9 protein-coding genes are annotated in these 12,828 nt (G+C 68.6%); 2 read left to right on the forward strand and 7 right to left on the reverse strand.

Going from position 1 to position 12,828, the window contains the following annotated elements; translation table 11 throughout:
* Window positions 1-159 precede the first annotated feature (159 nt).
* Both AC3ANU_RS15925 and AC3ANU_RS15930 read left to right on the forward strand, forming a co-directional pair.
* Complete coding sequence (locus AC3ANU_RS15925) at window positions 160-1,965, forward strand: sensor histidine kinase (RefSeq protein ID WP_488314848.1); 1,806 nt, start codon at window positions 160-162, stop codon at window positions 1,963-1,965.
* On the forward strand, window positions 1,958-2,620 hold the full coding sequence (locus tag AC3ANU_RS15930; protein ID WP_018771890.1) for a response regulator: 663 nt from the start codon (window positions 1,958-1,960) through the stop codon (window positions 2,618-2,620). The genes AC3ANU_RS15925 and AC3ANU_RS15930 overlap by 8 nt, the downstream gene beginning before the upstream one ends.
* Before the next feature lie 13 nt (window positions 2,621-2,633).
* Here the strand turns inward: AC3ANU_RS15930 and AC3ANU_RS15935 are convergent, their stop codons facing one another.
* The 7 genes from AC3ANU_RS15935 to AC3ANU_RS15965 form a co-directional block, all read right to left on the reverse strand.
* A complete protein-coding gene (locus AC3ANU_RS15935; protein WP_056390984.1) occupies window positions 2,634-3,014 on the reverse strand; it encodes a RidA family protein in 381 nt (126 codons plus the stop codon).
* 46 nt (window positions 3,015-3,060) lie between these two features.
* Entirely contained in the window at window positions 3,061-3,564 is a 504-nt protein-coding gene (locus AC3ANU_RS15940; RefSeq protein WP_018771888.1) for a GNAT family N-acetyltransferase, read from the reverse strand.
* A 182-nt stretch (window positions 3,565-3,746) separates the two neighbouring features.
* On the reverse strand, window positions 3,747-4,556 hold the full coding sequence (locus AC3ANU_RS15945; RefSeq protein ID WP_056390981.1) for an inositol monophosphatase family protein: 810 nt from the start codon (window positions 4,554-4,556) through the stop codon (window positions 3,747-3,749).
* Window positions 4,553-6,871: an NAD-dependent DNA ligase LigA gene (gene ligA, locus AC3ANU_RS15950; RefSeq protein WP_488314849.1), complete on the reverse strand. Its 2,319-nt coding sequence runs from the start codon at window positions 6,869-6,871 to the stop codon at window positions 4,553-4,555. The genes AC3ANU_RS15945 and ligA overlap by 4 nt, the downstream gene beginning before the upstream one ends.
* A 56-nt stretch (window positions 6,872-6,927) precedes the next feature.
* Window positions 6,928-7,551 carry a hypothetical protein gene (locus AC3ANU_RS15955; RefSeq protein WP_488314850.1) on the reverse strand — a complete coding sequence of 208 codons (624 nt, stop codon included), beginning with the start codon at window positions 7,549-7,551 and terminating at the stop codon, window positions 6,928-6,930.
* Between the two features lie 123 nt (window positions 7,552-7,674).
* A complete protein-coding gene (locus AC3ANU_RS15960; RefSeq protein ID WP_488314851.1) occupies window positions 7,675-12,120 on the reverse strand; it encodes a type VII secretion EssC family protein in 4,446 nt (1,481 codons plus the stop codon).
* Window positions 12,117-12,821: a hypothetical protein gene (locus AC3ANU_RS15965; protein ID WP_018771884.1), complete on the reverse strand. Its 705-nt coding sequence runs from the start codon at window positions 12,819-12,821 to the stop codon at window positions 12,117-12,119. The genes AC3ANU_RS15960 and AC3ANU_RS15965 overlap by 4 nt, the downstream gene beginning before the upstream one ends.
* Between the last annotated feature and the right edge of the window lie 7 nt (window positions 12,822-12,828).

The raw sequence follows: 12,828 nt of genomic DNA on the forward strand, positions 1-12,828 counted from the left end.
CAGTGCCTTTGGCTCAATTGATTGGCATACTGCTTATTGGGAGCATTTTGCTCATTGTGCTCACGGGCCGGCGCGCTGAAACCACCGGCTCGGCCGCACCCGCACCTACGCAAACACACCCCTGCCAATACACTGCCAATACACCGTCAAGGAGGATGAATGCAGCGTTCCGTGCCCCGGCCGCCGCTGCGGTTTTCCACCCAGACGCTGCTGCTGCAGCTGGCGGTGGTGCTGCTGGTGGTGCTGCTCAGCGCCACCGTGCATGCCTGGCTGACGTACGACCGGGTTGGCAGCGACGCCGAAAACCAGGCCCTGACGCTGGCGCGCACCGTTGCCTCGGATCCGCAGGTCAGGGCCGACGTGCTGGCCATCAGTGAACAGCCCGGCACTCCCCCGCCCGGCGAGCTTCTGGCCGGGCCGCTCCAGTCAGCAGCCGAGGCAGCGCGGACCCGGACCGGAGCGCTGTTCGTGGTGATCACTGACGAAACCGGGATCAGGCTGGCCCATCCCGATCCCCAGCGGCTGGGTGAGAAAGTCAGCACGGACCCGTCCGAGGCGCTGTCCGGCCAGGAAATCACCACCCGGAACACCGGAACCCTGGGCCCCTCCGCGGGCGCCAAGGTTCCCGTGTATGCGCCCGGCAGCATCACGGTGGTGGGTGAGGTGAGCGTGGGCTACTCCATGGAGACGGTGGCCCAGAGCGTGGCCCGCGACATCGGGCCGGTGGCGCTGACGGCCGCGGGTGCCCTGCTGGCCGGGATCCTGGGGTCCTTCCTGCTGCGCCGCCGCCTGCAGCGGCTCACCCTTGGCCTGGAGCCGGAAGAGATCAGCACGCTGGTCCACGACCAGGTGGCGGTGCTGCAGGGCGTGGACGACGGCGTCATCGGCGTCAGTGCCGACGGCCGGGTGAGCGTCTTCAACGCCGCGGCGCAGCGCCTGCTGGAGTTGCCGGATCTGTCCGACACCCGGTGGGAGGATGCCCCGGTTCCGGAGCAGCTGAAGTCCCTTACGCGGACCGCGGCCGGCGCTGTGGCAGTTCCAGGCGCTGTGACAGTTCCAGGCGCCGTGACAGTTCCAGGCGCTGTGACTGCTGCAGGCTCCGCCGGTCCGGCCGTGGAGGCGCTGGAACTGGTGGCCGGTGGCCGGGTCCTGGTGGCGAACGCCCGCAAGGCGCTGCACCGCCGGGAGGACCTGGGCTGGGTGATCATGCTGCGGGACCGCACCGAGCTGCAGCAGCTGACCCGCCAGTTGGACGCCGTGGGAACCATGTCCACCGCGCTGCGTGCCCAGCGGCACGAGTTCGCCAACCAGCTGCACACCCTGGCCGGCTTCCTGGGCATCGGGCAGCACCAGGAGGCACGCGACTACCTTGCCCGGTTGGCCGCCACCGGTCCGCTGAAGTTCCCGGTGGACCAGGCGGAACTGTTGCAGGACCCGTATCTCCAGGCCTTCGTCGGCGCCAAGGGCGTGGAGGCGGACGAGCGCGGCGTTGCGCTCCGCATCGGCCCGGAGACCCTGGTCAGGGGGCAGGTCACCGAAGCCCAGGACGTGACCACGGTGCTGGGCAACCTGATCGACAACGCCGTCAACGCCGCCGTGGCCGGGTCATCAACGGAGCGCTGGGTTGAGCTTGAGGTGCTGGATGAGCCGGCCGACGACGGCGGAACACTGCATATCGTGGTGGCGGACTCGGGTGACGGGCTGGCAGAAGGCACAGACGCGGAGGGTGTGTTTGCCGAGGGTTTCACCACGGCCTCCGGCCCTGTCCGGGCAGGTGGCGGACAGGGCTTCGGACTGGCTCTCGCGCGCCAGCTGGCACGGCGCCGCGGCGGCGACGTGAAAGTGCTGGAGCGCGGAACCAAGGGCGGGCCGGGCGCCGTGTTCATGGCGACCCTTCCGCAGACGACGGCGGGAAAGCCCGCCGCCGCAACCCCGGGGGCAGCCGGAAAGGATGAGAATGGCTGACGATTTTCGGGTCCTGATCGTGGACGACGACTTCCATGTGGCCAAGCTCCACGCAACGTATGTCGACTCGGTGGCAGGGTTCCTGGCGCTGGCGCCCGTGGGCACTGCCTCCCTGGCACTGCAGGCCATCCACAGCCTGCGGCCGGACCTGGTGCTGCTGGACGTGTACCTGCCGGATGCATCGGGCCTGGACCTGCTGCAGCAACTGGATGTGGACACCATCATCCTCAGCGCCGCCTCCGATGCCTCGTCCCTCCGGGTGGCGTTTCGCCGGGGAGCGCTGGGATACCTGCTCAAGCCCTTCACTGCGGAGTCGCTGTCCCAGCAGCTGCGCTCCTATGCCCGGTACCGGCGCCTCCTGGGCCAGCCGGGGGCACTGGACCAGGAGGCGGTGGAACGTGCAAAACGTTCCCTGATTCCGGGTGATGTCACGCCGTCGTCGAAACCCCGCTCCGCCACCGAAGCGGCAGTGCTGGAGTCCCTGGCCCCCGGTGAGCAGTACTCGGCCGCGGAAGTGGCCTCCCGGGTGGGCGTCTCCCGGGCCACCGCCCAGCGGTACCTGTCCTCCCTGGCCGACGACGGCGCGGTGGACATCCAGCTCCGCTACGGCACCACCGGCAGGCCGGAACACCGGTACGGCCTGCCGGCGCGGTAGTCCAGGGAGAGCGTCAGGCAGCTTTCTGGGCGACGAGTTCGATCTCGACAAGCATCTTCGGATCCAGGAACGGCAGCACGTGGACCAGGGAGAGGGTGGGGCGGATGTCACCGAACACCTCGCCGTGCGCCCGGCCGGCCTCTTCCCATTTGCTGATGTCCGTCAGGTACAGCTTGGACTGCACCACGTCCTCGTAGCCGAAGCCGGCGTCGGCCAGGACCTTGCCGAGTTTCTGCAGGATGTACTGGGTCTGGGTGTAGAAGTCGTCCCCCACGATCCCGTCGTCACCGCTTGCCGCGGTTGCGGAAATGTAGAGGGTGTCGTCCACCTGGACGGCACGGGAGTAGCCGAGGGTCTGTTCCCAGACGGATCCGCTGCCGAAGGTTTTGCGCATGGGTGGCCTTTCAAAGCTGGAATGGGTCGCCACCACTGTAGGGCTGCTACAGGTCGCGCCGGTAAACCAGCAGTTTTGTGTCGGTTCCGGGAACGAACCAGTCCCGTTCAGCCACCCGGTGGAAGCCGGTCCTGCGGTACAGGCCGTGCGCGCTTTCCCAGTCTTTCCCCGTGGTCAGGGCCACCGCGCGGATGCCCGGAAGGGTACGGGCATAATCGATGATTGCCTCCACCATGGCCCGGCCGGCGCCGCTGCGCTGGACGGCAGGGTCCACTACCAGCATGCGGAATTCCAGCTCGTCCGGCAGGGCAATGTCCGCGTAGGGTTCCCCGGCGAGCGCCAGCGTGACGGAGCCGATGATGGTTCCCTCCCGTTCGGCTACCCAGATGGTGGCCTGTTGGGCCCGTTCAGCAACGTCCATGATCTTGACCATGTACGGATGGGCGGGGTCGTCGAAGTAGCCTGCGGAGAGATAGGAGTCGCCGGTGATCCGGGCGATGGCCGGGAAGTCGGCTTCGACGGCGGGACGGATGGTTGGCTGCTGCTGCACCCGTCAATGGTAGTGGCGGCCCGGCCCCGGTTCCGGCGGAAACGCGCTTTCCGTGATCGAACTATCAGAACCGGTGAGCGGTACCAGTGCAGTACCAGTGCAGTACCAGTGGGCAGTGCCGGTGTTGCAGTGCCGGTGTTGCAGAGCCAGTGTTGCAGAGCCGGCCCGGCTTCCCGCGCCGCCTAGAGCGGAAACTTGCCGCTCAGCTCCAGGCTGGCCGCGCACGTCCAGGCGTCGAGCCGCTCCTCATCGGTGGGACCGCCGTCGAGCGGGCTGGTCAGGCGTGGCCTGCGCACCCAGCAGCCGGCTTCCTCCGCGATCAGCGCCCCGGCCGAGAAATCGTGCTCGTTCAGGCCCCTCTCGCCGTAGGCGTCATGCGTTCCGTCCGCCACCATGCACAGGTCCAGGGCCGCGGAACCAAGCCGGCGGACATCGGCAAATCCATCCATCAGGGTGGCGAAGGCGGCAGCCTGCTGGGAGCGGATGCCGGGTTCGTAACTGAATCCGGTGGCCAGGATCTGCCCGGTCCGGCCCGGGACCGGGCCCTCAAGCCTGGTGGTGGTTCCGCGCTCCTCCAGCCAGGCACCCCGGCCGCGGGCGGCGTAGTAGATCCGGCCCAGCGCCGGGGCGTTGACCACGCCGGCCAGCCAGGCGCCGTCGGAGTCGGCAACAGCCACGGAGGTGGCGTAGTAGACGATGTTGCGGATGAAGTTGGTGGTGCCGTCCAGCGGGTCGATGGACCAGCGGTGGCCGGTGGGATCGGCGGGGCGGGTGGTGCCCTGTTCCTCGCCGGTGATGCTGTCCCCCGGGCGGGCCGCGGCAATGACGTCCCGCACCGCGTTTTCGGCAGCGACGTCGAAGGCCGTCACCCAGTCCCCGGCCGCCCCCTTGTTGCTGGCGTCCAGCGCGGTGCCGTCCCGGCCGGAAAGGACCCTGGCACCGGCAGCGGCTGCCTGTTTGGCGACCTCCAGCAGTTCCGATGCGGACGTCATGCGTTCTCCTCCACTGCGGCCGGTACGGCCGCTTCCCCGTTGGCGTCCCCGTCCGCTCCCGGCGCTGCCGCATCCCCCAGGGCTGTCGCATCCCCCAGGGCTGCCGGGCCGCCGTCGAGCAATTGCCGGAACCCGTCCTCGTCCAGCACTGGAATCCCCAGCTGCTCTGCTTTGTCCAGCTTGCTGCCGGCACTTTCGCCGGCCACCACGTAACTGGTGTTTTTCGAAACGGAACCGGCCGCCTTTCCGCCGCGGAGCAGGATGGCCTCCTTGGCCTCGTCGCGGCTGAAGTTGGGCAGCGAGCCGGTGACCACCACCGTCAGCCCTTCGAGCGTGCGCGGCATGGATTCGTCCCGTTCGTCCTCCATGCGCACCCCGGCGGCGGCCCAGCGGTCGATGATTTCAAGATGCCAGTCCTCCGCGAACCATTCCTTCAGCGCGGCGGCGATGGTGGGACCCACGCCGTCCACATGGGCCAGCTCCTGCTCCGACGCTGCCCGGATGCGGTCCATGGAGCCGAACGCCTGGGCCAGGGCCCGGGACGCCCGCGGGCCCACGTGCCGGATGGACAGGGCAACCAGCACCCGCCACAGGGGCTGGGTCTTGGCCTTTTCGAGTTCCTTGAACAGCTTCTGCGTGGTGGCGGTGGGCTTGGACGGCGACTTGGCCGTGCCCTTGCTGAAGAAGTACGGCACCAGCTCGTACTCGCCGGTGGGAACGCCCTTGGTTTTCTTCTCCCTCCGGATCCGGACGCCGGCCAGGTCCTCGGGGGTGAGGTCGAACAGTCCGGCTTCGGAGGCCAGGGGCGGAACATCGGGTTCGGCCGGCTGGGTCAGCGCAATGGCCGCTTCCCAGCCCAGGGCCTCGATGTCGAAGGCGCCACGGCCCGCTACGTGGAACACCCGCTCACGAAGCTGCGACGGGCAGGACCTGGCGTTGGGGCAGCGGACATCCACGTCCCCCTCCTTGGCCGGGGCCAGCGGAGTACCGCAGGATGGACATTCGGTGGGCATCACGAAATCCCGCACGGGCGGGTCCTGCTGGTCCCGGAGGGCCAGCACCGGGCCCACGATTTCGGGGATGACGTCGCCCGCCTTCCGCAGGACCACGATGTCGCCGATCTTGACGCCTTTGGCCTTGACCACGTCCTGGTTGTGCAGGGTGGCCATTTCCACCGTGGAGCCGGCCACCTTGACCGGCTCCATGACCCCGTAGGGGGTGACGCGGCCGGTTCGGCCCACGTTGACCTGGATGTCCAGCAGCTTGGTGTGGACTTCCTCCGGCGGGTACTTGTAGGCCACGGCCCAGCGCGGAACGCGGGTGGTGTTGCCCAGGGCCCGCTGGGTGGCAAAGTCGTCCACCTTGATCACGATGCCGTCGATTTCGTGGAGCAGCTTGTGGCGCTGGTCCCCGTAGCGCTTGATGAAGCCAAGGACGTCTTCCCTGGTCTCCAGCACCTCGAAGTACGGGCTGACCGGCAGGCCCCACTCCTTGAGCAGCCCGTATGTTTCCGACTGGCTGCTGGCCGCGAGCCCCTCGCGGGCGCCGATGCCGTGGACGAACATCTTCAGCGGCCGCTTGGCCGTCTCCGCGGGGTCCTTCTGCCGCAGGGAGCCGGCGGCCGCGTTGCGGGGATTGGCCAGCGGTGCCTTACCGGCTTCGATCAGGGCCTCGTTGAACTCCGCGAACGCCTTGGAGGGGATGAAGACCTCCCCGCGCACCTCCATTTCGGCGGGGAAACCGCTGCCGCGCAGTTCCTGCGGGATTTCCTTGATGGTGAGCAGGTTGTGGGTGATGTCCTCGCCCGTGGTTCCATCGCCGCGGGTGGCAGCCCTCACCAGTCTGCCGTCGCGGTACAGGAGGTTGACAGCAAGGCCATCGATCTTGAGTTCGGTAAGCCAGGCTGCCTTGGTGCCGCCGTCCCCGATTTTTTCGATGCTGGCCTCGGCCCGGTTGAGCCAGGCCTCAAGCTCGTCCAGCGAGAAGACGTCTTCCAGGCTGTACATCCGCTGCAGGTGCTCCACGGGCGCGAAGGCGGCGGATACTTCGCCGCCGACTTCCTGCGTTGGCGAGTCGTTGGCCACCAGTTCCGGATGCAGCGCCTCGATCTCCTCGAGGCGGCGGAAGAGGGTGTCGAACTCGGCGTCCGAAACCAGGGGTGCGTCCTCCTGGTAGTACGCGAACCGGTACTTCCGCACCAGGTCCGCGAGGTTTTCGTATTCCTCGCGGATGGCTTCGGTGGGAACGGCTTCGGGCTCGTGTGGTTCCGCGGTTCGGGTGGCGGTCTGTTCTGCGGGTCCTGGTCCTGTGCTCACAGACCTATCTTGCCTTACACCTGCGACAGCCAGCGGGCAGGGCGGCGTGAACGCTGTCAGTGCGAGCGCAGCCGGTTCCGGTTTCGGTTCCACCAGGCGAAGGCGCCCGCGGAAACGCCCACCAGCAGCGTTCCAAGGGCGATGGGCAGGAGCGCAGGTCCGCCGGGGCCCTCGTCACGGGCAGGGGCAGCAGCGGCAGCCATCCGGGCAGGCCCGGGAGTCCGGTTGACCGGGCTGTTCCAGTCCACCCCGCTGGAGGGGCCGGTCGGCGGCCGGTAGCCGGCAGCGGGTGACGTGGTTCCGGTGGCGGACCCATCCGGGAGTTCCGCTGCCGTGGCGGGAGGCCCGGCCGGGTCGGGAGTGCCTGCCTGCGGCTGCGCGGCTGGCTCCGTTGGCTGCGGCTGGAGTGGCTGGGCGGGAGGCTCGGCGGGTGGCGCCGGCTGGGCCGGCGGCTGGGCAGCCTCCTTGGATTTGCGGGGCCGGCCGGGGTCGGGGTTGTCGGCAAGGATGGGCACGCAGACAAGACCGCAGTCTGGTGGGGCCTGGGTGCCTGCCGTCGGAGAGGGGTCCGCGGTTGCAGCCAGCGCGGGACCGGTGGAAAACAAGCCGAGGGCCAGGGCAAGGACAGCTGCTGATGACGTCGTCGAAACAGTGCGGACGATCGGGGCGGACGGGGTCATTGCTACCTTTCGATGCGCGCAGTCCCCCCACCGCGGCTTTCTGGTGTCCCCGGTAGTCTTCTACAACGTCCTGCGGGGCCGCAAATCCCGACGGATCGCGGCCCCCGCATTCATCGGCGCTGTTCAGTCCCGGTTTTCGGGCGGGAGCGCCACCTGGATTTTCCGTGCCTTGCCCCGCCCCACCACGTACCCGCGGCCCGGAATGAAGTCCGGGCTGACCCGGCCCAGGGACGTGTTGAGCAGGCTGTCGCCCTCAATATCCCCCGGGTTCAGCAGCAGGCCGCGGCGGCCCGATTTGAAGGGCTGGGCAAGCTGCCAGGCGGAGGACCAGGTGGAGGATTCGGACTCGCCGATGACCCATTGGTCTGCTTTGAGGGACGCCGTCACCAGCCGCGCCATTCCTGACTCGGCGATGGTGTCGGTGAACTCGGTGATGCCCTCGATGAAGAAGGCCACGGTGCCAGGGTTTCCGGTGGAGTGCTCCACCAGGTCCTCCACCACTTCGGCGACGTCGTCCGGGCCCACCACGGCGCGGTTCCAGATGGGGAGGGACGCGACGGCGGACCGGCGGGACCCGAGGTAGACCAGTTCCGTGGCGGGATTGGACCGGCGCAGCGCGTAGGCCAGGGTGACCAGCGCCACGGTGCGCCCCGAGCCCGGCGGGCCGGCCAGGAGCAACGGTCCGCGCGCCATGAGTTCGGCCGGTTGCAGGGACTCGTCGTCCACTCCAATAACGGGCAGGTCGGGGCTGCCGGCCGGCAGGACATCCAGGTCCACCTGCTCGGGGAGACGCTCAATGCCCGGGGCGGTTTCCAGGCCCTGCCGCTGCATGGCTTCGCTGAGCTTATGGACCTCGCGGGCCTGCAGGGCCAGGTTCGAATTGCCGCCCAGGACGGCCAGCTGGACTTCAAGCCCGTCCAGCAGCCCACGGCCCGGGGGCGACGTGGCCGTGAGGACATCCCTGGGAACATCCATGGAAATGTAGTCGTCCTCAGAGGACAGGCGCAGGACCAGGCGGCGCTGGATGGAGGCGAGCAGGGACGCGGGGACGGCGTTGGGCCGGTCCCCGGTCACCACCAGGTGGATGCCCAGGGTCCGGCCGTCCGTGGCCAGCTGCAGGAAGATGTCCCAGAGCCCGGAAAGCTTGCTGTGCTCGTACGCCTCACGGAAGGCTGACATGCCGTCCACCAGCACGAAGATCCGCTTCTCGTCCGGCCGGTTGGCCAGCCTCCGGTACTCCACGATGGTGGAGGCGCGCACCTCGGCGAACTGCGCGGAACGCAGCTCGGCGATGTCCCGGAGGAGGCGCAGCAACCGCCCGACGCGTTCGACGTCGTCGCCATTGATGATTTCCCCCACGTGCGGAAGCTCCTCAAGCATCCGCAGCCCGGAAGAGCCGCAGTCGATGCCGTAGACGTGGACGGGGCCGCCGCGCGGGGTGACGGCCCCGGCAATCGCGATGCCGCGCAGGGCGGCGGACTTGCCGGAACCACCGGTGCCGTAGATGGCCATGTTGCCGTCGCGGTCAGGCTCGTAGAAGACGGTGGGCTGGTCCTGGTGGACGGGGTCGTCCGCGACGCCCAGCAGCAGCTGTTCGTCGGTGCGGGGGTTGGGCAACTTGGAGAAGTCGTAGGTCTTGGCCAGCTCGTCCAGCCATGGTTTCCGCGGCGGCCGGATGGCCAGGGTGTCCGCCGCGTGCACGATGGTGGAGGTCATCCTGGCAATGTCATTGGGACCGGCCGGTTCCGGGGCCGCAGGCTTTTCGGGTGCCGGAGCTTCCCAGCTGGGACCGGAGCCGAAGGCCATCTCCACGATGTCGATCTGGGGGCGCTGCGGTTTATCCGTGGTCCAGCCGCCGGCGTAGCCGGTCTGGAATCCCTGGATCCGTCCGGGCCCGGTCTTGGCGGCACCGCGGCCCGGGATGGCGGGGTCGAAGTAGGCCGCATCCGGCACCCCCAGGATGTCGGTGGCGTCGTCCTCGTCGGCCATGCGCAGCGCCACCCGCAGGTTGGTGTTGGCGCGCAGGTTGTCCTTGATGACGCCCGCCGGCCGCTGGGTGGCCAGGATGAGGTGCAGGCCCAGGGAGCGGCCGCGGGCGGCGACGTCCACCACGCCGTCCACGAATTCGGGCACGTCGTTGGCCAGCGCGGCGAACTCGTCCACGATGATCACAAGGTACGGCGGCGCCTCCGGGTCCGCCTCCCGCTGCAGGGCCAGCAGGTCCTTGGCCTTCTTCCGGTTCAACAGCTGCTCGCGGTAGTGCAGCTCCGCGCGCAGGGATGTGAGGGCCCGCCGCACCAGGTGCGGGGAAAGGTCCGTGACCAGGCCCACCGTGTGTGGAAGGTTGATGCAGTCGGCAAACGCCGCTCCGCCCTTGTAGTCCACGAAGAGGAAGCTGACCCGGTCGGGGCTGTAGGCCGCAGCCATGCCCATGACCCACGACTGCAGGAACTCGGACTTGCCGGCACCGGTGGTGCCGCCCACCAGGGCGTGCGGTCCTTCGTTCTTCAGGTCCAGGTACAGCGGCTCGATGCCCTTGGAGCCCACCAGCGCCCTGAGGGTCCCGTTGTCCTTGCGGTTGGCCACGGCGGTGGCGTGCAGGGAGTTGTTTTCCGTCCAGCGCTCCACCACGGCCTGCGGATTGTCCAGGAAGTCCTTGCCGATCAGGGCCGCATAGGACACCGCGCGGGGCAGGTCGGAATCGTCATTGACCGGCTTGCCCACGTCAACCACGGGCGCCAGCATCCGGGCCAGCTGTGCTGCGAGCTCCGCGTCCACGCTCTCGCAGCTGACCGGGTAGGTGTGGCGGCCCAGCCGGACCTGGCCGGTGGTGGTGCCGTGGTCGCCGTCCACCACCATGAAGTCACGGCAGGCAGCCGGGAGTGACTGGATGTCAGTGGCCACCCACAGGATGTGCACGCCGGAGTCGGGACCGCGTTCGGCCAGCCGGGTCAGGCGGCCGCGGTCCACCGGGGCGTCGTCCTCCACGATGACCAGCACGGAGGGAAGGACCGGCTCTTCGGGCTCATGCTTTACGGGGTCGATGCCGGGGCGCAGGTCCGGGCCTGACCGTTTGGCCGCCGCCTCCCGGGCGTCGACCAGGTCCTCGAGGCGGGCCAGCAGTGAAGAGCCGCCGGCCGACCCCGCGGCAAGGTGGTCCCCGCCCAGCGGGCTGTGGCCCGAGCCTACGTGCGGCAGCCACTGCAGCCAGTTCCAGCGCTCCCGGGACTGGGCGGACGTGATGGCGGTGAGGACCACCTCGGCCGGGGAATGCAGTCCCACCAGCTGCAGCACCATGCCACGGGCCACGTCGTCCACCAGGCCGCGGGCGCCGGCGATCCCCAGCGCGCCGGAGGTGCGCAGCTGGGACACCACGGGGACGCCTTCGATCCCGCTGAACTGCTTGATGCAGTCCTGGATTTCGCGGCTGTACTGGACCTCGGTGTCGTTGCTGGAGGGCTCTTCCAACGGGATGCGGGACGGGGCGGTCCCCAGCCCGAACCGCAGGCCGAGGAACGACGGGTGTTCCGGCCGGTGCGTCCACAGCAGCGGCCCCAGCTTGTAAATCGCGTCCACCGTGTCGCTGACGGACGGCGCTTCCTGCAGCCGGACCGCGCGTTCCACCTGCTGCAGTTCCGTAAGGTCCTGCCGGAATGCGGCCATGGCGGCGCGGAACTGCTTGAGCTGCTCCTTCTGCTGCTTCCGGGTCCGCATTGTCTGGTCCACGTGGTGGCCCACGATGAACAGGGGCATCATCAGCATGAACACCATGGAGAGCACGTTCTGCGTGACCGCGAAAATGACCGCGCCCATCATCAGCGGTGCCACCAGCATGATGTAGGGGAAGGGATGGTCCTCGGGGCGCTTGGGCCCGGCAGGAAGAACCCGCTTGGGGACGTCGAAGCGGGGCACCACCCGCGGGGAGCGGTTGAAGTCCACCAGGGGCGACGTCGGCGCTGCCGCATGGTTGTGGCCCAGCGGCACCACGGTGACGGTGGTGTCACCCAGGGTCACCGTGTCGGAGGAGTTCAGCGTGGCCCTAGTGACGGGCAGCCCGTCCATCAGCAGGCCGTTGGCGGAGTTGGTGTCAACGATCTCGATGCCTTCGCCTACCGTGATCCGGGCGTGCCGTTTGGAGGTCAGCGGATCCGTCAGGCGGATGTCCACGTCCCGGTCCCGGCCAATGTAGCTGGTGCCGGTGGGCAGCGAGAATTCGCGCCCGGCGTCGGGCCCTGACAACACGCGCAGGGTTGCGGCGGCCGGTCCCCGGTTGGCCCCGGGTTCGTGGAACTGCCCACTGACCTGGGCCAGCGATACCACCGAGCCGGGGCGCAGGCCTGATTCGAGGAGGTTGTCCTCCCGGGCCAGGATGTTCCCGCTGATGCCGGCACCCACGAATGCTTCATCGATCCGCAGCGAAAGGTTGTCCGGCGCGGGGGTGCCTTTACGGGCGGGGTCCGCCGTCCACAGCACGGTGGCGATGTCGGCCACGGTGGCCATGCCGTCCACCGTGACGGCCAGGTCCTTGGCGTCGGCGGGTTCGCGGCGGAGTGTCAGCCGGATCCTCATCCTTCGTCCACGCCCCTCATCTTCTCCAGCAGGTACAGGTCATCGGGTGTCACCAGGTGAGTGGTGACGGCGTGTTCAACCAGGCGTGCCCGGCGGTTGGTTGCCAGCTTGCCGCCGCCGCCGCGCAGTCCCGCCACGCCCACCCGGTCCAGCTTGTCGCAGACGTTGTCCAGCTTGCGGTTGAAGCGCGTCAGTGCCCAGCCCAGGGTCTTGGCGGCCGCCGCGGAGGACGGGATGGTGCTGAAACCGGTGCCCTCACGCCGGAGCACAGGCTCGGCGAGCGCCACGATCAGCGCCTTCTGCGCGTCCGTGAAGACCACGGGGCCGATGGTGGTGTCCCCGTTGCCGGCTTCTTCGCGGGCTTCCTGCCGGAAAGACGGCGTCTTCACGTGCACGGCGAACTCGTAGGTGGTGGGCCCCGCCGTGAAGATGACATTGGTGTGGCTGAACACCAGCGGAATCCGCGCACCGGGTGACAGCCAGGCCTGCATGCCGCCGGAGGCGTCAGCCACGGTGGCGGAGAGCATGCTGCCCACGTTGCTCAGCCACCAGATGCCGTCGTAGCGGGCGACCTGCAGGAACTGCCGGTGCAGGTACGGGTTGTCGTCCACCTCAAGGTCGCCTTCACGGCCGATGTTGAAGATGTCCTCATCCGATGGCTCGTACCATTCGCCACAGAAATCTATTGCTAGATCCCCCATGATCTGT

The organism is Arthrobacter sp. SDR-2R (assembly GCF_057747955.1).